Source organism: Compostibacter hankyongensis, from assembly GCF_039541075.1.
GTDB classification, from domain to species: Bacteria; Bacteroidota; Bacteroidia; order Chitinophagales; family Chitinophagaceae; genus Compostibacter; species Compostibacter hankyongensis.
On record NZ_BAABFN010000004.1, the window covers coordinates 333,472 to 354,255 of the forward strand.

Here is a 20,784-nt window from a genome sequence, read left to right on the forward strand (position 1 = left end):
CATGAACGGAGCCGGACAGCCAGATTCTCCTGCAAAGCCCGTAAAACAGGCCGACGAGATATCCTTAAAAGAGCTCTTTCTAAAGGTAGGAGAATGGTGGTGTTACCTGCTGGGCAGGTGGAAGCTGATACTCCTGGTCGTCATTCTGGGGGCAGTGGCCGGGCTGTTATGGTCTGTACTGAGCCCCGTAAAATACAAAGCTTCCCTGACCTTTGTCCTCGATGAAAATGATAACAGCACACTTTCTTCCTATGCGGGGCTGGCCAGCCAGTTTGGAGTCAACCTGGGCAACGCCGGCAGCGGAAGCCTTTTTCAAGGGGATAATATCATCCAGTTTCTACAGTCGCGGCTGATGATTGAAAACGCCCTGATGACGAGCGGCAGCTTCGGCGGGAAAGAAACCACGCTGGCAGATAATTTCCTGAGCTGGAGCAGTCTGGGGAAGAAGCTGAAGAAGGATCCTGTGCTAAAAGCAGTGCATTTTCCCATAGGACTTTCACGGGATCAGTTTTCGCTGGAGCAGAATAAGGTAATGCGATCTGTTTACAAGAATATCATTGACGACAGGCTGGAGATTGTTAAGCCTGATAAGGATTTAAGCTTTATAGAAGTGACCTGTACCAGTCCGGAAGAAATGTTTTCGAAGCTCTTTACCGAGCGGCTGATGAAGGAGGCTACGGACTTTTACGTGAACACCAAGACAAAACAAATCAAGGAAAGCGTTGACAGGCTGCAGCAACAGTCAGATTCGGTACTGCAGCTGCTGAATAAAAAGACGGTAACGACTGCTGCCACGCAGGATATGAATCTGAACCCTGCACGTAGTATTACTGCCGTGCCGGCACAACTGGCTGCCCGGGATCAGTCCATTTTAATGACCACCTATGGAGAGCTGGTTAAGAACCTGAATATTGCCAAGATATCCCTGGTACAGCAAACGCCGGTCATACAGATCGTGGATGCTCCGAGGTTGCCACTGGAGAAAATGAGACTCAGCTGGTTGAAGGGAATTATTCTGGGCGGATTTGTGCTAGGGTTTCTTGCTGTGCTGATATTATTAATGAGAATGATCTACCAACAAGTAATGAGAGATTAAAATGGTAATCGGGTCTCCATTGGATCTAATTCAATTATTCTTCCTGTTTGTGAACGCAATTTCAGAATTTTATAGCAATTAAATTGCAGTTTTCTGCAGCTATAATAGTAGAAAAAATGAAATAACTTGAGGTTGACTTTTTGTTTTATATGAGAATAGCTTATTTAACGGATATCGATTTGTGGATCAATTCAGGTGTAAGGCAGAAGCACTTAATGCAGGTAGCTACATGGAACAGATATGGTCATACGGCAAAAATATTTTGTATTCCACATGTTGAAAGAATTCCGGATGCAGCGTTTGAAATTGATTGTGAAAATTATGAAATATTTGATACAAAATTGGCGCGGCTTTTTAAAAAGGGATTTGCAGCTTATATTCGAAAAATATTTGTTGTTAACGCAGTTATAAAATCATTAAGAAGATTCTCCCCGGATATAATTTATGAAAGAAGCACAACCTGGTATCCCGGATTAGATAGAATACTCTCTAAATTTCCCTCTATTATTGAATACAATGCTTTATTGGAGAAGGAATTAGAGGTTACTTCTAAATCTCGTGTCCGATTGATGCATAGTTTTGGTAATAGAAGACTAGCAGATTGTATAAAAGGAATAGTAGGCGTGACAGATGAGATTACGAAGTATTATACTACCCTTTATAATAAGCCTGGGATTACAGTAGGGAATGGATATGATTTGGGACAAGTTTCAGCGCATGGAATTCATAAAGGAGAAGGAAAAAGATCACCTTCACAATTAATTTTTGTATCTTCTCCAGGTATGATATGGCATGGAATAGATAAACTTTTTGAGTTGTCAGAATACCTAGAAGATGTGAATTTTCACCTTGTCGGCCCTTATTATGAAAAGCAACGTCCCAATTTTATTCAACACGGATATCTTTCAAAAAATGAGTTGTTTGAATTATACTCGAAAATGGATATTGGAGTTGGTACGTTAGCCTTTCACAGAAATAACTTAACTCAAGCATCTCCTTTGAAGGTAAGAGAGTATCTTGCTTTTGGACTTCCTGTTATTCTTGCTTATAAGGATGTTGATCTATCAGGGCAGGACTTCGTTTTAGAAATTGATAATACTGAAGATACGATTACTAGGAATATTCAGAAAATAAGGAATTTTATAAATGCATGGAAAGGTCATCGTATTTCCCGTGAACGAGTAGAACGACTGATTGGCTATGCGGGAAAGGAACAGAAGCGATTAGATTTTATGAACACATTACTTACTCAGAAATCTATTAGAATAGGGTTACTTCAGTGATATATCTGTATTTGTATACGATAATGTTTGTTGGCGGTTTTTATGATTTTATAAAAAAACATAAGACTGTTAGCCTGTTCTTGTTTCTTTTTACTTTTTTTTCCCTTTTTTTTGTTTCCGGATTTCGATATCAAACCGGATGGGATTGGCCAAATTATACTCACTTCTTTCAATATGTTCCTAAACAAGTAACTAAACTCATACAATTTGCACAATCTCCGTCTAACAATTATGAAATAGGATATACTTTTTTTAATTTCTTCATTAAAATAGCAGGAGGGAATATCCATTGGGTATTTGTGGCTTTTTCCTTTGTGTCAATAGGATTGGTTTATAAGTCCCTACCGAAATACACACCATATGTCTTTATTACTTTGCTAATATATCTTTTTAATTTTTATTACCTTAATTTTTCCTATATACGACAAGGACTGGTGGCAGCGGTCTTTTTATATTCTCTACGCTATATTGAGGAAGGGAGTTTTCTTAGATATAGTTTTTGTGTTTTACTGGGATTTTTATTTCATGCGTCGGCAATATTAACTCTGCCACTATATTTTTTTCTGAATAGAAGGCCGAAAAAGTTGTGCTATATTCTGATTTTACTTTTTTCATTTGTGTTAAGCAGATTGCACTGGATAGAAGTGTTCTTAAATTTGATTACAGGTGGGAATATTGTTCTTCAAAAATTCATTGTAACCGCAAATAGATTCCAATCTGATGGAGCTGCAGGCTTAAGCACCCGTTTTATAGAGTTTCTGGTTGTATTTTTGTTTTGCTTATACCATAGAGGTTTTTTGACTTCCAAATTCCGGTATTTTAATATCTTTCTTAATTGTACGTTAGTATATCTGGCTATCTATTTGTTATTTAATGATCTTAAAATATTTGTGGAACGGATTGGTGTTTTGTTTATAATTGGGCCAACCTTTTTATATCCCTTTGTTCTGGGAAAGGTTAAAGAACGTTATTTTAAGGCTGGAATATATATTGTTATCGCCGGAATTATTTTTATTCGAGGAGTGACTTTTTTACAGGGAAGTAAACAGAAAAACGGAGCCGTTATAGAAAGCCAGTTTTTGCCATATAAAAATTATTTAGTGGAAATAATTTCAAAATAAGGGTACGATATGGTAAAGATGAGTGTCGTAGTTCCTGCATATAATGTCGAGCCTTATATAATAAAATGCCTTGATTCAATTGTGAATCAAACTCTTAGTGATATAGAAATAATTGTTGTAAACGATGGGTCTATAGATGGCACGGAGCGATTAGTAAGCGAATTTATTGTAGCACATAAGAATGTAAATATCCAGTTGGTTGGGCAATCCAATGAGGGATTAGGCGCAGCGAGAAATACCGGCATCATTAATGCAACAGGCGAATACATTTCGTTTGTAGACAGTGATGATTGGATCGATGCTGACATGTTGAAGGAAATGTATACAATTGCTTCGGCGGATAAAGCTGATGTGGCAATTTGTAATTATAGAAAGGTATATCCCTCGTATGTTGAAACGATAAAGGGAGCAAATATTAAAGAGCTTTATCTTGACGATCCTTTGAGAATTTCAAAATATCTTTTATCTCTAAAGATACCAACCTCTGCATGCAACAAGATTTTTAGGTTGGGATTCCTAAAATCTGAAAATTTTAAATTTTCCATCGGAAAATGGTACGAAGATATTCCGCTTACTGTTTTACTTGTTAAGGCTAAATCTATAGCCATAGTGGACCGACCGTTTTATAATTATCGTCAGCGTCCCGGTTCAATTATGAAATCTACTCACCCATGCATGCTTAATAAGAAGTCACTGATCATAGCAGTCATTAATGATTTGAAGCTTATTCCATTGATATCAGATCAGTTAACTCAGGAATTTCAGTTTTTTTTCCTGAATACCTATGTTTTACAATTAATTAACCAGATTGCACTGTATGGAAACTTTGAAAAAAATAAACTGGCAAAAAGTATTATTGCAGACGGCGATACGAAAAGATTTTATAAGAAATTTCTGTTAAATAAGTGTATTTCCTATAGAGATAGAATTGGATTACTCTTGATAAAGGTTAATATAGGATTGTATTTGTTTATGTATAGGAAATATAAGGGAAGGATAAGCGATTAATTGTATTCAATTTGATATGGTTAAGGGAAAAAAGAGGGTATTGGTTGTATTCGGCACACGACCTGAGGCTATAAAAATGTCTCCCGTAATTCATGAATTAAGGCAAAGAGAACATTCCTTCGATTGTATTGTCTGTGTGACGGCGCAACATCGTGAAATGTTGGATCAGGTCCTGGAATGGTTTGAAATTGTTCCCGAGTATGATCTGAATATTATGAAGCATTCCCAGGACCTGTTTGACATAACCATTAGTGCGCTTCTGGGAATGCGTAAGGTTTTATCGAAAAGCAGGCCGGATGTGGTTTTGGTGCATGGCGATACAACAACCAGCACAGCAGCTACACTGGCTGCATTTTATATGAAGATACCCGTGGGACACGTTGAAGCCGGATTACGTACGCATAACATGTATTCTCCTTATCCTGAAGAGATTAATCGTCAGCTGACCAGTAGAATGGCTTCTTTCCATTTTTCGCCAACCGAATCTAACCGGGCCAATTTGCTGCAGGAGCGTGTTCCTGTCGGATCTGTTTTTGTCACCGGCAACACCGTTATTGACGCTCTTCTCTGGACCATGGATAAAATTAAATCCGGTAAATTCTCCGGCAATACTGTTATAAGGGATATCGTGTCTTACAATTATGCGAAACTGATCTTGGTAACCGCCCATAGAAGAGAGAGCTTCGGAAAAGGGTTTGAAAATATCTGTAATGCCTTACGTTTTATTGCTATCCAAAATCCTGATACCGCTATTGTATATCCGGTCCATCCTAATCCGAATGTTACTACTATTGTAAACGAAATGCTGGGGGAGGAGAAGAATATTTATTTAATTCCTCCTATGGACTATCAGAATTTTGTTTACTTAATGAGTGTATCTGATATTATTCTAACCGACTCTGGTGGAGTTCAGGAAGAAGCTCCGAGTTTGGGAAAGCCCGTTTTGGTGATGAGGGAGGTTACGGAACGTCTTGAAGGACTTGAGTCCGGGACTATCCGCTTAGTAGGGACTGATCCGGATAAAATAGTAAACGAGGTAAGTAGTTGCCTTGCCGGTAAGTTTAAAGCAGAAGGGAATAATCCATATGGTAATGGAAGTGCCGCATCTCGGATTGCTGATATATTGGAGGAAAATATTTAGGGAGAGGAAATGAAGCTTTTATTGGTTGAAAGTACTTATCCGATTAATACAAGGAGCCGGAGAATTCTCGCTTCTTTAAGGTCGATTCTTGACAATAATATTGCGATTAGTTACATCGCATGGAACCGTGATAATCGTGCATTAACGCCGGGAGATGAAAAATTTTTCATTTTTAATAAGTGCGCTCCTTATGGCAATTTAAGAAGAAAGCTATCTACATTGGTAGAATTTAGAAATTACGTCAGAAAGATTAATTTAACATATAATCCTGATTATTTAATTGCATCTCATTGGGAAGTGTTGTGGATATGTTCTATGATAAAGGGGAAGCATCAGAAGTTAATTTATGAAAACCTGGATATGCCCACTTCCGAGAGCAATTTTCTTTTGATTATATTGAAAACTATTGAAAGAATTGCATTGAGACGTACTCATGCAATAATTCACGCTTCTAGATTTTTTCTTCCACATTATTCGTTTTTTAACGCTACCCAGATATTGATAGAAAACCGGCCTTATAAGTCTATTGCACGCCCTCCTAAACATCTGTATTATGAGAGTAAGAGGTTTAAAATTGCGTTCATCGGTACGATTAGGTATTTTAATATCATGAAGACTTTAATAGATATAGGAAGTGAATTAGATATTGAAATATTGTTTTTTGGAGAAGGAGCCGAGGAGAGTAGCTTAAAAAAGTATAGTAAGGGAATGGATAATATACATTTTTTTGGAAAATATGACTATAATAATCTTCCGGAAATTTATGCTTCTGCGGATTTGATTTGGGCAGCTTATCCTGTTAAAGATCATAATGTTAAGTATGCGATCTCAAATAAGTTTTTTGAAAGTATGGTACTGCTTAAACCTGCTATTTTTTCGCAGGGATCAAAATTGGGTGAATTTGTAGGGGAGAGAAAAATAGGACTTGTTATTGACCCTTATGATATTAAAACTGCTAAAGGTGTCATAGATCAGTATATTAAAAATAGCCGAGTTGCAATCAACATACAGAAAAATATGTTTAGGTCGGGAGAACGTTCTTTTTGGGAAGATGAAGAATCTAAATTGCAGCAACTATTTACGTGGAACAAACCGGATACAATAAATGCGTGATTTATGAATTATTTGGTTTCTGTTATTACGCCCTGCTATAATTCTCGTCACTATATAGCTGATGCTATACAATCTGTTATCTCTCAATCATACGCTAACTGGGAGATGATTATCGTGGATGACTGCTCAACCGATAGAAGTGTTGCTGTAATAGAGAAGTTTTTGACCGATCCGAGGATCAAATTATATAAGCAAGCGCAGAATTCAGGACCTGTATTAGCGAGAAATTTAGCCATTAGTAAAGCCTCAGGAGACATTATAGCTTTTTTGGATAGTGATGATATATGGAATGAAGATAAGTTACAAGAACAATTGGAAGTGTATAAAGCTAATAGCTCCTGTGCAATCGTCTTTTCTGATTATGAGTATATTAATGTGCATGGAAGGAGCGTAAATAAATTTATTCGTGGCCCGAAATATATTGGTTATAGATCGCTACTCAAATCTAATTATATCGGCTGCCTGACTGCTACCTATAATGTCGCACTACTTGGAAAGCGGTATTTAATAGCACATGGGCATGAAGACTATATTTTATGGTTATCTATTTTAAGAGAAGGATTTGTCGCGATGAATGTAGGTAAAAGTTTAGCTAAATATAGAGTTTTAAGCAATTCTATATCTTCAAATAAGCTTAAAGCAGCCAGATGGCAGTGGAGTATTTATAGAAATGTTGAAAAGATAGGGTTAACACGTAGTATTTATTATTTTATTCATTACGCCTTTTCGGCTATTATTAAGCGTAAAGCTGGTTTATTTGCGACTTCTAATCAGTAAAGATGAAAATTTCAATTATAGGTGGATCTGGCTTTATTGGCACTAACCTGATCTCTATCCTTTCGAAGGACGTAACTTATCAATTAATAAACATAGATAAAGCACACTCTTCACCTAATGCTAATATCACCCAGATTGCTGATATCAGAAATAAGGAGCAGCTTGCTGAGAAGCTACAACCAGCCGATTGGTGCGTCCTTTTGGCTGCGGAACACCGGGACGATGTTACCCCATCTTCCCTTTATTATGATGTAAATGTCCGCGGTACTGGAAATGTCCTTGATGTAATGGAGGAGCGAGGAACCAATAAGATTATTTTTACCAGTTCCGTTGCCATTTATGGTCTGAACAAACCTAATCCTGACGAGGATTATCCTCCGGCTCCCTTTAATGATTATGGTAAAAGTAAATGGCAGGCAGAAGAGGCGCTTAGGAAGTGGTATTTTTCAGATCCTGACAATCGTACTTTAATTATACTGCGACCTACCGTTGTTTTTGGTCCCGGAAATCGGGGGAATGTATATAACTTATTGAAGCAGATTATCTCAGGTAGATTTCTGATGATCGGGGATGGAAGGAATAGGAAATCCATGGCCTATGTGGAAAATATAACCGGATTTTTAAAGTATTGTATTGATACTGATATGTCAGGATATCAGGTATTCAATTATGTAGATAAGCCGGATTTGAACATGAATGAGTTTGTAAATGTCACTGAGCGATCACTGGGGAAAAAGCTGTCGGCTGTAAGAATACCCTATTTTATCGGATATTTTGGTGGTGTGATATTTGATATTTTAGCCAGGATAACGGGTAAGAAATTTTCGATAAGCTCAATCAGGGTAAGGAAGTTTTGTGCAACTACACAATATAAAAGTAAGTTTGTGACTCAATGTAAGTATAGGGCACATTATTCCTTGAAACAAGGATTAGTAAAGACAATTGATTCGATTCTTAGAGAAGAGTAGAGATTCCGGAAACGAAAATTTAAGATATAAAAGTCGTTATTAATAGTTCTCTAGGATGCTATTTTCCTCCCTTCCCAATATTTGAAAAGGTTTTGCCTGTAGTTTGGGAAACAGATATAGGTAATCCCTTTCCTCTCAGATTCACTTTATTATTAGTAATATCAACCCTTTTACATTGCGTAGTATATAAACCAACATTTATATCCTTACCGAATTCAATTGTATTGCCTAAAATCTTTGAATTATCAGCAAAAGATGCCTGTATTCCTCTAGGCATATTGGCGGTTTGATCTATAATTACATTATCATATACAGATATATTATTAACATTATCCGTTTTGTTTTTTCCTACTATTAGGATACAACTCAAATTTGGGGAATTACCTTTTATTGAGTTTTCTATTCTATTGTTTCTTACAATAGCATTATTGCCATATCTCACCCTTATACCCGATCCACTATAATCTCTAATTGTATTTTTTTCAATTAGAGCGTCAATGTTTCTGTCCGTTTTAGGTGATTCTCCATGAGCCCCTACATAAATCGCCCCTAAGCTACCTGGGCCAAATCCACAATGTTCTACTGTGTTCCCAATGATTTGTGTTCCTATAGTTTTTTCTGTACTACTAGACCAAGCAGCAAATATTCCACAAACCGGACTTCCCGAAACATTGTTATTTATAAATGTCAATTTTTCTCCTGAATGCGCATCTATACCCTTCCTCTTATTATTTCTGAATGTTACTCCCCTAATTGTACCATTCAAAGTATAATGTGGGGAGCTTCTAGATGTATATCCATAACCCGGATCGCAAACCTGATCTAATGGGGTTGAGTTGGGGTGGCCTGAGTTTGTGCTGCTTCCTCCTGTTAAATTAAATCCATCAACAGCCATGGAGTGGAATCCTGCCCCATAATTTCCATCAGCGGCACAATTTTCAAATACAATATTCTTACAGTACGGATAGTTCAGATTTTTAGGAAAATAGTCCCCATTATGTCCTACGCCTATGCCCACATAATTAAACCCTCTGGCATAACAGTTCATTAAGGTATCTTTTTGACATGCATTATGGATTAAGATGCCGTAGGCTACATTTCCAATAAATCCCCCATTCCATTTCCCCCAGGTTGAGGCTATCCCCCCTCCAAACTGAGGAAATCTCCTGTTAAATCCTCCCCGGCTCTCTTTAGTTGTATTTTTACAATTGTTTTTATAATATCCCCAATATCCGACAGTGGCATAACCTGCATTTTCAATACCTTTTTCTCCTCTTCCGGTTCTCCCATCTAACTTTGGAAAATTCCCCGGCCCGATAACCTTTAAATTTTTTATTATCACATTTGAGCATTCTTGGAGTTCCAATATCCCTTGCGCATGTTCTTGTACCTTGAGTACCGCATTGTTTCCTTCTATAACCAATCTATTTTTTTTTCTTAACAATAGACAAGGTTGATCTTGATTGGGAAAACCAGTTAGAGTTTCATTTTTTCGCGTTAGGTATGTTCCTGAATCAAAGTAGATTTCTTTCGAAAAGGAATCGAACGCCTTTTGAATCGCATATGTGTCGTCAGTGACCCCATCTCCTTTGGCGCCAAACCACTTTACATGTACAGGTCCGGAAAACATTCGTTTATAATAGCTGTTTCCTTGTTTTATGTATAGAATACCATCAATTTTTTCATCATTCATGGGGGTATTATCGTACCATTTCTCTACTCTTTCAAAAGAGACCGCCTGATGCGTATACTTATCTTTTATTGTAATAGTTGAATTTTCTTCTTTTTGATTAAAGTGAGTTTCTCCTGAAATATTACTGGGAGGGTTTGCCGAATTCTGATGAAGGAAGAACCATATTGATATGCCTAGGACGACAGCTGTTAAAATGCTTATAAGTAGCCTCCACTTTTTCATAAAATTTTGATTATAGTCTTCAGATGGAAATAGATATGGTCTCATTCTTCTATATGATAAACTACAATCGGACGCAGTAATTGGTTGAATTATCAAATAAAATAGTATATTATTTCTTAATGCATTGATACTAACTTAAAGAACTTTTCTTGAAAATTCTCTGAATAATATCTGTTATGTTTTTCTGGTCCGAAACACTTAAATTGGATGCGGAAGGTAAACAAAGACCTCGATCAAATAATTGTTCACTTGTTCCATCCCCGTAAAACGGAGCATCTTTAAATATTGGTTGTAAATGCATAGGTTTCCATAATGGTCGGGATTCAATATTATTTTTTTCTAACTCTAAACGAATATCTTCTCTTGTAATCCCCCCTGATTGATGCGGATTTACCAATATTGTTGTCAGCCAGCGATTGCTAAAGAAGCCGTCTGGTTCGGATAAAAAAGATATGCCAGGTAAATCTTTTAATATTTCACGGTATTTATCGAAGTTCTCACGTCTTTGCTTGACACGCAAATCAAGTACTTCCATTTGGCCTCTTCCTATACCCGCGCATATATTACTCATACGATAATTGTAGCCAATGTGAGAATGCTCATAATGTGGGGCTGCATCTCTTGCCTGGGTAGCCAGAAAACGAGCCGTATCTATTAAGGACTGTTTCTTTGATATTAGTGCCCCCCCTCCTGAAGTAGTAATAATTTTATTACCATTAAAAGATAGAATACTCATTATGCCAAATGTTCCAAGGGGCTGGTTTTCATACTTGGAACCTAAAGCCTCTGCTGCATCTTCGATAATGGGAATATCGTATTTTTGAGCTATGCTCATTAACTCATGCATCTTGCAGGGCATCCCATATAGATGAACAGGAATGATAGCTTTAGGTTTTTTGCCTTTTTTTAAACGATCTTTGATAGCGATTTCCAGAAGTTCAGGGGACATATTCCAGGTATCTGCTTCACTATCTACAAATATTGGCGTAGCACCCTGATAAATAATAGGATTGGCACTAGCCGAAAAAGTTAGGGATTGACAGATGACTTCATCCCCTCGTTTGACATCTAAAAGAATTAAAGCCAAATGTAATGAAGCAGTGCCGCTGCTTAATGCTGCTGCCTTGCTGTCATTTTCCAAAAAGGCTTCCAAATCTTTTTCAAAGCCATTTACATTAGGGCCCAGAGGAGCGATCCAATTGGTATCAAAAGCTTCCTTCACATATTCAAATTCACGCCCTCCCATATGAGGAGAAGAGAGCCATATTTTTTGAAGCATATAATATTTTTAACTTAACTTATCGTTATTGGCTTGTATTGGGTTTTGAAAAGTTAATTATTTTTCCTGGATTCCCGACTACTATTGCATAGTCGGGAATATCTCGAATGATAACTGTTCCAGCACCGATAGTTGTCCACCTTCCAATCTTGACCTCTGGGATGACTGAGGCCCCTGTTCCTATATGTGTACCTTCGCCTACATATACTTTTCCGGAGAGTGCAACATTTGGAGACAAATGGACGAAATCCTCTATTATGCAGTCATGGTCTATTGAGCTATTTGTGTTTAGAATAACATGTCTTCCAATTTTGGCGTCCGCATTTACACTTACATTAGGCATGATTACGGTACCTTCTTTCACAATGCATGAATCAGACAGAGCTGCGCTAATATGAGCGGCATTGATAAAAAAAAGGCCAGTCAGGTTCTCTGCGATTCTTTTTCTCACCTGATTATTGCCAATTGAAATTATAAGCGAATAATCGATTGTTGACCTCAGGTCTTTAATAGATCTATATATAGGATAGCCCCATAAGGAACTATTGGATACATTATCATCAATTAGCCCTATGATCTTTTTATTAGTAGATTTGAGGACATCTATAACGACCTTAGCATGCCCACCGGCGCCGTATAGGCATACTTCGGCATTTAACATTTTTTTTTTCGAGTTCTTATGATATTGGTCCATATCGTCAATTTCCGGTAAACTTAGACATTGTTGCATGTCCTTTCTGGCTAATTCCTTCAGACTTAAATACCTTTGAGAAGGTAGCAATTAAAATTTTAGCATCTAAGGCCAGTGAAATATGATCTACATACCAAACATCATATTCAAATTTTTCTTTCCACGTAATAGCATTCCGTCCGTTTATTTGGGCCAGTCCTGTAATACCCGGCCTTACTTCATGCCTTCTCTTTTGAAAGTTGTTATATAAAGGGAGATATTCGACTAATAAGGGACGAGGACCTACTATACTCATATCTCCTTTTATTACGTTCAATAACTGAGGAATTTCGTCTAATGAGGTTTTACGTATGAATTTGCCTATAGGAGTTAGACGATCAATATCAGGAAGCAGCTCACCTTGAGCATCCTTCCTGTCATTCATAGTTTTAAATTTAATAAGCTTAAAAATTTTCCCTTCTATTCCAGGGCGAAATTGTGTAAAGAACGGACTTCCTTTAAGGGAAAAGAATAATATCACCGCTATTAAGAGGAATAGGGGAAAAAAGAAGATAAATAGTAAAGTTGAGATTATACAATCCAGTATACGCTTAAAACAATTTTCGTACATAATCTTAGGCTTTCTTCAATCGTTTATAATATCGAAGAAGCTACTCAAGCACGGAAACGAGATCCTTCGTAAGCACCTCCATTGAATGATGTTCTTTTATAAAATTATAACCGTTTTCGCCCATTTGGATTAATTCATCCTTTGAGTAGGATTTTAATTTCTTAATTGCCTTATATAGGGATTCTGAAGAATTGGGTTCTATTGTCAATCCGGCTTTTGCTTCTTCTACGGGGTTATTTCCAGCTTTACACGAAAAAATTATTGGCTTTTTAGATGCTAAATAGTCAAAAAGCTTATTAGAACTCAGGCCATATTTAAAAACAGGAGAATCGATGAGGTTAAAATATAAAGCATTAGCACTTTGTAAGACCGACTTAATTTCTGCTTTCGGGATAGCGCCGACAAACTCTATATTGTTTAATTTATACTTATTAGCCAAATTCATTAATTTCTTTTTTTCCTGCCCTTCACCCACAATTTTAAAATGAATTGGCTCGCCTTTATCTTGAAATAGTTTTGCAGTTTCAACAGCAATTATTAAATTATTGGCTAGCCCTATAACTCCTGCATATACAATTGTAAAAATTTTATTTTCATTACAAGGTAGATCATTTTCTGAATATGGTTTGATATCAACTCCATTAGGAATATAAGTTATTTTTTGAGCAGGTATTCCAAATTTTAGGATATGTTCTTTGGCTCTTGGTAATAAGACAATGATTTTTTCCGCTTTTTTATACATTTTTCTTTCTATTCTCCCAAGCCACTGAACTAATGGATGCCATTTCGATACACCTAGATCAATGAGTGTTTGTGGCCAAATATCTCTTACCTCCATATAAAACCTTGCGTTTAACTTAGATGCGGCTTTTGCTGCTGCGCTCACTGCAAATAGATGAACGGAAGACCCTATAATTATATCTGGGCTATTGGAATACTGCTTATTATTTATGAATTTTTTGAATTGATGTACAAAAGAAAGCATGTTTAATACACGCTTGTAATTGTTTTTAGTATATGATCTTGTCTTAAACCAAATGAATTCTACACCATCTAATTGTTCTTTTATAAAGTACTGTTGATCTTTATATGTTTTAAAATCTCTTAATTTTTGATAATGGAAGCTAGAAGAGAAGATTGTTACAGAATACCCCAATTCCACAAGTCGTTTACTTAAATCGTAATGTCGAGTCCCTCCAGGGAGATAGGGGGGGATTGCATAGTGGTTGACAATCCAGATATTTTTTCCCATATGAATTTATCGTTACCGACGATTAAACTTTGAATTTAACTATTGAGAATTTATTAATTCTTGTATAATTAACTTTCCTGCATTACCATCGCCATATAGTGACTTGTCATAGTTTATGCTATGTTTATTTTCAATAAAATGGTTAAATGCTTCTAAGATTTTTTTCGGCTCCGCACCTACACAGATATTACAGCCCTGCTGGACTAATTCTACCCATTCAGTTTCTTCTCTTAAAGTAATGCAGAAGCGTTTAAACCAGAAAGCTTCCTTTTGTAATCCTCCACTATCGGTAAAAACCAGCTCTGCATGTTCTAATAAGTACAGCATTTCAAAATAACCTACTGGGTCAATGACTATTATGTTTTTATCTATTATGATATCAGAAAGCTTGTTCCTTGTTCTTGGATGTAATGGTAATATGATGGGAAGCTTATTACTTATCTCATTTAGAGATTTTATAATATTATTTAATTTATTTGCATCATCGGTATTCTCCGCTCTATGTAAAGTACATAATGCGAATTTATGGGGAAGATCAACTAATGGTTTTTTGGCAAACTCTCTATAAAAATGAACAGCATCAAGCATTACATCTCCCACGAATCGAATTTTGTCATTTTCAAAACCTTCTTTAGTCAAATTTTCTACTGCTGTTTGGGTTGGGCAAAACAATTTATCACTTATTCTATCTGTCAGGATTCTATTAATTTCTTCGGGCATCTTCATATTAAAACTTCTTAGCCCTGATTCAACATGAGCTAACTTAATATGTAACTTGCTAGCAGCTAAAGCACCGGCTATGGTAGAATTTGTATCGCCATATACGAGGACCCAATCAGGTACTTCTTTTAAAAGAATTTCTTCTATCTTTTCCAGCATTCTTCCTGTCATTGCACCATGCCCCATATTATTAATGGCTAAATTGTAATTGGGATGTGGTATTTGAAGATCTTCAAAGAATACATCGCTCATTTTTGAGTCAAAGTGTTGTCCCGTATGAAGAATTACCTCATCTATATTTTGATGCCCCTTAATTTCTCTACTTACAACGGCTGCTTTTACAAACTGAGGCCGTGCGCCAAGTACAGTTATAATTTTCATGATTATTTATTTAATAACAGTAATTCTTTATATATATTTTTCATTTGCAATATGCAATCCTTCCAGTTATAATGTTGCTCTACTCTCTTACGCCCAGATTTACCCATTTGAACCCTTAATTCACTATTTAAGATGAGTTTTTCCATGGCTTCTGCTGCGGCAATTGCATTTTTAGCAGGAACTACTAATCCTGTCGTGCCATCTTCAACCACTTCTGGTAAGCCGCCAACATTGCTTACGACAACGGCTTTTTCAACTGATGAAGCCTCTAGAACTGATACTCCAAAACTTTCACTGTCAAGTATAGATAAGAAAACGCTAATGTCCATTAAATTGTGATAATAAGGGACTTCTCTAAAAGGAACAGCTCCTGTAAATGAGCAAAAATTACTGATCCCCAAATTTTGGGTCATAGTCTTTAGTTCATTTTCCTGGCTTCCTCCTCCGACAATCAATAATCTTAATTCTTTATGTGGAAACTTCTTTTTTAGTTGGTAAAATGCCTCTATTAGATATCGAATACCATACTTTTCTTCTAATGTTTTAACAGTGCCAATGGTAAATATGTTTGTTTCTTCCCTTTTCAAGGTCAGCGGCTTAAAAACATCTAAGTCTATTCCAAATGGTGTAACAGTAATCCTTTTTGAGGTGAGCTTTTGAGTTTCTCTAGCCATTGCATGGCTTGTTGAGAGAAGTTTATCTGCCTTTCTTAAGTTATATTTGATCAGTTCTCTAAAGAGAATATTCTTCCGAGGGAAATCATAAACGTCCCCACCCCATACCGAAGTTATTAGTGGATGAAAATTTAAGAGTGATCCTAACAGACCATAGCTGCTGGCATAGTGAGCGTGAATAATATCAGGTTTAAAAGAGTTTGCAAACTTTTTCAGTTGAGGAAGAGCTGTTAGATATGTTAATTTAGAAAAGACCCGGTTCCGTCTAATTCTCTTTCCTGCATATGAGAGTTTTATATCCTTTATATTTTCATAGATGCCTGTTGCGGGCTTTGAAATACTCCAGAGCCCGATTTCCACCCCATTGGCAGAAAGCCCCTTAACCCACTTGATCGTATGTGAGGAGTTTGCATCTCCTAAGATTAATATCTTCATTTTAAGCTATCCATTTAAAGCCCTAACAACTGACTTGGCTCTGTTTATCCAGCGATTTTCTTTTTGTATTTTTTCTACATTTACTTTTTTATGAGCAATGCTTTCGGGTTCTTTTAATAATTTTGAGAACAGTGTTCTAGCCTCTTCAGCATTGTCCGAAATTGTCCATCCGATATCATTTTTGGTAACGAAATCTCCGATTTCTGTATTACTTGTCGCAATTATTGGCTTCCCATATGCGATATATTCGAAGTTTTTCATTCCCATTGCGAAATCCCAATATTCATGGTGCTTAAATGAAGAAAGGCAAATATCTGTTGTGTTATATAATTCTTTTATGTCGTCCCCATGTTTATGAACAATACGGATATTCTCTCCGAGGTGGGGCGAAAAGATTTTATGATGTATGTTCCATTCATTTTCTCTTGTACAAATTGTTAATATAAATTGTGGAGTACCTTTTATTGCTTCTAGGATGTGAGAAAAATTATAAAGAGGCGAAGTTCCCCCTATATATAGAATCCTTAGTTTACCTGATCTCTGTATATATATATCACCGTTATTAGGTGAGGAGTTTAAACCATTTAAACCAGGAGGGAGAGCTTCTATATTAAAATTATATCGAGATAATTGATTTCCCATCCTTAGAGAAGGTAGAAATAGAGTAGATACAGTCTTCTTATACATACGTAGATCATACTGATAGAAAAATTTAGAAAAAATTCTTTTTATGTAAGGAACCTTAGCGTCATATAAATCCGGATACATCCAATATATATCTCTGTAGAATAAGCCAATCGGGATCTTATTTTTTTTGCAAAATAAAAAGAAATTAAAGTCGAGAAGCGGATTAGCTGGAAGATGATTTTTTTCTGTAAGGGCAGTTGGCATTGTTGAGCTCTCTGAATAGAAGAATTCATATTTAATGCCTTTCAAAATGTTTTTTCTTATATTTCTAATAGCAATCTTGCGCTTATTGACGTAACCCTCGATTAGTTCAACATGATAGCCTAATTCCTTAAAAGCATCTATCATCATTACGGGCCGAATTTGGCTTCCAGAGGGTGTATTATTATTTATTTTATAGGGCAGATGGAAAATTATTCTCTTTTTTAAGATGCCTTTGTTAGAACTTTTGTCCATGATATAAGAAATAAGAAGGCTAGGATAATAGTAAGTAAAAATACATTATATATAAAATCATTGACCCCTCCTGTAATCGGCATATTGTAGCTTAGATAAGCTAGAATTCCGACTAAAATTGGTGTTTTTTTATTTTTGAGAAAAAATAAGTTTATAAACTGTGTGATAAATCCGACATATAAAGGTGATAAAAGCACTCCGATTAATCCAAAATTGGCCCAAGCTTCACCAATAAATAAGCTATTTATTACCCCCGCACCTCCTTCATCTACGCCTCGTGAATTATAAAATTCCATAATTAACCTGGCCGACCTTTCTGAATAGTCTAAACCCAATAGATTACTTAACAGATTTGATATAGAATCAAAACCTATAAAATCATGATATTTGGGAAACAAATCAAAACTTAAATATGTCCCTGTACTTTGACCTAAAATAATTCTTCCAATTAGTCCCGAGTTATAGTTAAATAACTGAAGTAAAGGCTGATTTAATATTGTTAAATAGATAATTATAATAGCTATAAACGCAATCAGAAAATATTTTAATACGCTTCTCCATTGAATATTTTCTCTTAAAAGGATTTTTACGAATAAGAATCCTAAAAAGTACTGTATTATTGGGCTTTTCTCGAGATTAAAAGTTAAAATTAAAATAGAGGAAATCAGCAATACGTAAAACCATGTCTTTATTTTTCTCTTGGGGTTTAGTTTACTGTATATATAAAAAATATACGATAAGATTGGCGTAAATGTCAGAGCTAATATGTTCTTTATATATACTATTCCTCCAAAATTTCTGCCCACATCCTCTCGAAGAATGGCCAGCTCCTGTTGTGATGCATTTCCTTTTAATGCGGTAAGTAAAGGTAAGCTTCTAATTGAAACGAATACATAAATTACTGCTAAAATGCAAAGGAGAGCTAAAGAAGATAACGTGAAATAAAGTACGTTCTCTCCTCGGATGAACTGAAAAGTGAGTTTTTTATTGATATATTTCTCGAAGTATAAATTTTTGGATATGCCACTAGAAACCATATTGTAAAGTATCATGCCAATTGGCAATGATATCATTGTATACATGACTGCATAGAAACCCATTATCCTGCTTTTATCAGAATACATTTTTCCAATAAAATAATGATGATCAAGCTTATAAACAACCAAGAGTGCGGCAATGAAACTTTGGGCAATTATGTTATAGTAAAATATCCATGATATCATATTAAGCTTTACAAGTGATAACGTGCCTGCGGCTTTCTTGAATAATTGAATAGATATAATTAATACTATTATACTGATCGCCAAGTACATAATTTAAGAATATTTTTGCCTCAAGCTCAATTAAAAATTGCTTCTAGCAATGCTTTATCATTTGGGCGAAGAAAGGAATTGTGCCAAAGTAATATAAAATTACCTTGATAAAGCGCGCATTGCTTTTTAAGTAGCTGGAATGTTTTTAAGGCTTCTTCCGAATATCCTAAATTCATATACTTTTTTGAGATAACAGAACATTCCATTGCAATTAACGGACGTTCCTTTATACATAGCTTTCTCCTTTTGCTTAAATCATACATAGAGTATTCATAACATACACCGGATCTAAATCCTGCATGTTCGGCAAAAGAGAGTGTAGAGTCATAGCTCAAGCCTGCATTATTCAAATGGGCTATGGTTTCGGAAGTTTTATATCGAAGATAGTGTTGCCTACTTCCAGTAATATCTTGCTTGATACCAAGTAAACCCAACTTATCTTTAAAAATACCTACTTCTTTATTAATTTGCTTACCATCCAGATATGTATTATAACTAAAATGTACTCCTATCTGATGGCCCCTTTGATTGATTTCACTGATTAAGTTAGATATTAGTTTGTCATTAATTGAATAGTTCCCATCTATCCCTGCAGCGGAATGATCGCAAATAAAATAGAAGACCAAATCCATTTTTTCTTTTTCTGCTAGCTGCATTAAATAAGAGAACGTGTTATAAGAATCTGCCTTCCACCCATACATTCTCACTTTTATAAACTCAAAAGCAGTTTCCCATGTCTTTTGTATACTTTTGTCTTTTATAATATTTTTAGCAGTTTTTTTGAGAAATAATTTATAGTTATGATTAACTGGATTATAAGGCCAATCGACATCACAGGTTAGAACATTTTTAAATTTTCTTTCTTTTCGCCTAAGTTTTTGATCCAAAAATTGTAAAACTTTCCACAGCAGTTCTAGGTATTCATTGACAATAGGCCTACATAGAAAGTTGTTCTTATATGCTATTGAAGCATTTGCAGGAAATCTCCCATGAGAGTCCTTATCTGGACTAATAGCCTCCTCATACCTGCTTAGCATGAAAAACATGCTTCCCCAAAAATCGACCTTTGAGTAGATGGTATCGGGATCACTAAAAGTAATATGGGGTTCTCCATATATTACAGAGATATCGGAAAAAGGTAATTTAAAGGGCAAAGAACTATCCTTAATTGATAAGATCTTCAAAGGGGTTTCGGGTAATGTCCTTTTCGACAACCATTGAGACTCTGCTTGTTCAAAAAATATATCTGTATTAATTAGTTTTTTTCCATTGGGGAGTTCATAAATGGTTTGTCCACTTAGTTTATTTTCAAACCTCACGTGGAAATTAATCCCCAGAAATTCAGTGAAAATAACGTCCAATATATATTGCTTTTCGGCCGAACATTTATTATTTGTCCTTATTGTAATCATTTCCTATACTTAATTATTTTAGCAGGGTTCCCAACCGCAATTGCATTGTCCGGTATGTTTTTTGTCACAACTGCTCCAGCTCCTATTACTGCGCCGGATCCAATATTTACTCCTTTTAATATTGTTGTGCATGCTCCTATCCAGACATCATCACCAATTGTGATGGGAGACTTTTTGTGTGTTTGTAGATTCATTGGTTTGTCTTTCTCCATACCGTGATCACGGCTCCAAATCACTACTTTTGGTCCGATCATAACATTCTTACCAATTTTTATTTCTCCAAATAAATGACAGCCGGCATTAACGTAAAACTTATCCCCTATATAAATTACAGGCTCTCCTATTATTCTACAATAAGGCTCGATAACTGTATCCGCCCGACGAACTACAGGTCTGTTGATTTCTTGAAATTCTGCGGGTAAAGATCTTTTAAGTTTTTGTGGTTTATTGAT

At 35.8% G+C, this 20,784-nt stretch carries 19 protein-coding genes; 8 read left to right on the top strand and 11 right to left on the bottom strand.

Going from position 1 to position 20,784, the window contains the following annotated elements; translation table 11 throughout:
* Window position 1: 1 nt before the first annotated feature.
* From ABD851_RS10400 to ABD851_RS10435, 8 genes are all read left to right on the top strand, one after another.
* On the top strand, window positions 2–1,096 hold the full coding sequence (locus tag ABD851_RS10400; protein WP_344978904.1) for a Wzz/FepE/Etk N-terminal domain-containing protein: 1,095 nt from the start codon (window positions 2–4) through the stop codon (window positions 1,094–1,096).
* A gap of 149 nt (window positions 1,097–1,245) precedes the next feature.
* The gene (locus tag ABD851_RS10405) at window positions 1,246–2,379 is read left to right on the top strand and encodes a glycosyltransferase family protein (protein WP_344978906.1); all 1,134 of its coding nucleotides are present in this window, start codon (window positions 1,246–1,248) and stop codon (window positions 2,377–2,379) included.
* Between the two features lie 11 nt (window positions 2,380–2,390).
* Window positions 2,391–3,500, top strand: a complete 1,110-nt coding sequence (locus ABD851_RS10410) for an EpsG family protein (protein WP_344978908.1) — start codon at window positions 2,391–2,393, stop codon at window positions 3,498–3,500.
* A gap of 18 nt (window positions 3,501–3,518) precedes the next feature.
* Window positions 3,519–4,508, top strand: coding sequence for a glycosyltransferase family 2 protein (locus ABD851_RS10415; RefSeq protein WP_344978910.1), 990 nt, complete (start codon window positions 3,519–3,521; stop codon window positions 4,506–4,508).
* A gap of 16 nt (window positions 4,509–4,524) precedes the next feature.
* The gene (wecB, locus tag ABD851_RS10420; RefSeq protein WP_344978912.1) at window positions 4,525–5,649 is read left to right on the top strand and encodes a non-hydrolyzing UDP-N-acetylglucosamine 2-epimerase; all 1,125 of its coding nucleotides are present in this window, start codon (window positions 4,525–4,527) and stop codon (window positions 5,647–5,649) included.
* A 9-nt stretch (window positions 5,650–5,658) separates the two neighbouring features.
* The gene (locus ABD851_RS10425; protein WP_344978914.1) at window positions 5,659–6,762 is read left to right on the top strand and encodes a glycosyltransferase; all 1,104 of its coding nucleotides are present in this window, start codon (window positions 5,659–5,661) and stop codon (window positions 6,760–6,762) included.
* Between the two features lie 3 nt (window positions 6,763–6,765).
* Window positions 6,766–7,539 (top strand): glycosyltransferase family 2 protein, encoded by a 774-nt coding sequence (locus ABD851_RS10430; RefSeq protein WP_344978916.1) that lies wholly within the window; start codon window positions 6,766–6,768, stop codon window positions 7,537–7,539.
* A gap of 2 nt (window positions 7,540–7,541) precedes the next feature.
* Window positions 7,542–8,507 carry an NAD-dependent epimerase/dehydratase family protein gene (locus ABD851_RS10435; protein WP_344978918.1) on the top strand — a complete coding sequence of 322 codons (966 nt, stop codon included), beginning with the start codon at window positions 7,542–7,544 and terminating at the stop codon, window positions 8,505–8,507.
* A 58-nt stretch (window positions 8,508–8,565) separates the two neighbouring features.
* Here the strand turns inward: ABD851_RS10435 and ABD851_RS10440 are convergent, their stop codons facing one another.
* The 11 genes from ABD851_RS10440 to ABD851_RS10490 all read right to left on the bottom strand — a co-directional run.
* Window positions 8,566–10,422, bottom strand: coding sequence for a right-handed parallel beta-helix repeat-containing protein (locus ABD851_RS10440; RefSeq protein WP_344978920.1), 1,857 nt, complete (start codon window positions 10,420–10,422; stop codon window positions 8,566–8,568).
* A gap of 130 nt (window positions 10,423–10,552) precedes the next feature.
* Window positions 10,553–11,701, bottom strand: coding sequence for a DegT/DnrJ/EryC1/StrS family aminotransferase (locus ABD851_RS10445; protein ID WP_344978922.1), 1,149 nt, complete (start codon window positions 11,699–11,701; stop codon window positions 10,553–10,555).
* Between the two features lie 25 nt (window positions 11,702–11,726).
* Window positions 11,727–12,395, bottom strand: a complete 669-nt coding sequence (locus tag ABD851_RS10450; protein ID WP_344978924.1) for an acetyltransferase — start codon at window positions 12,393–12,395, stop codon at window positions 11,727–11,729.
* Between the two features lie 4 nt (window positions 12,396–12,399).
* Window positions 12,400–13,002 (bottom strand): sugar transferase, encoded by a 603-nt coding sequence (locus tag ABD851_RS10455; RefSeq protein WP_344978926.1) that lies wholly within the window; start codon window positions 13,000–13,002, stop codon window positions 12,400–12,402.
* Between the two features lie 40 nt (window positions 13,003–13,042).
* A complete protein-coding gene (locus ABD851_RS10460; protein ID WP_344978928.1) occupies window positions 13,043–14,254 on the bottom strand; it encodes a glycosyltransferase family 4 protein in 1,212 nt (403 codons plus the stop codon).
* Window positions 14,255–14,293: 39 nt separating this feature from the next.
* Window positions 14,294–15,355 carry a non-hydrolyzing UDP-N-acetylglucosamine 2-epimerase gene (gene wecB / locus ABD851_RS10465; RefSeq protein ID WP_344978930.1) on the bottom strand — a complete coding sequence of 354 codons (1,062 nt, stop codon included), beginning with the start codon at window positions 15,353–15,355 and terminating at the stop codon, window positions 14,294–14,296.
* 2 nt (window positions 15,356–15,357) lie between these two features.
* The gene (locus ABD851_RS10470; protein ID WP_344978932.1) at window positions 15,358–16,464 is read right to left on the bottom strand and encodes a glycosyltransferase; all 1,107 of its coding nucleotides are present in this window, start codon (window positions 16,462–16,464) and stop codon (window positions 15,358–15,360) included.
* A 6-nt stretch (window positions 16,465–16,470) separates the two neighbouring features.
* Window positions 16,471–17,607: a glycosyltransferase gene (locus ABD851_RS10475; protein WP_344978934.1), complete on the bottom strand. Its 1,137-nt coding sequence runs from the start codon at window positions 17,605–17,607 to the stop codon at window positions 16,471–16,473.
* Complete coding sequence (locus tag ABD851_RS10480) at window positions 17,577–18,920, bottom strand: O-antigen polymerase (protein WP_344978936.1); 1,344 nt, start codon at window positions 18,918–18,920, stop codon at window positions 17,577–17,579. Before ABD851_RS10480 ends, ABD851_RS10475 begins: the two co-directional genes overlap by 31 nt.
* Before the next feature lie 26 nt (window positions 18,921–18,946).
* Window positions 18,947–20,332 carry a polysaccharide deacetylase family protein gene (locus ABD851_RS10485; protein WP_344978938.1) on the bottom strand — a complete coding sequence of 462 codons (1,386 nt, stop codon included), beginning with the start codon at window positions 20,330–20,332 and terminating at the stop codon, window positions 18,947–18,949.
* On the bottom strand, window positions 20,329–20,784 hold a 456-nt coding region (locus tag ABD851_RS10490), incomplete at its 5' end, for an acyltransferase (RefSeq protein ID WP_344978940.1). The genes ABD851_RS10490 and ABD851_RS10485, both read right to left, overlap by 4 nt.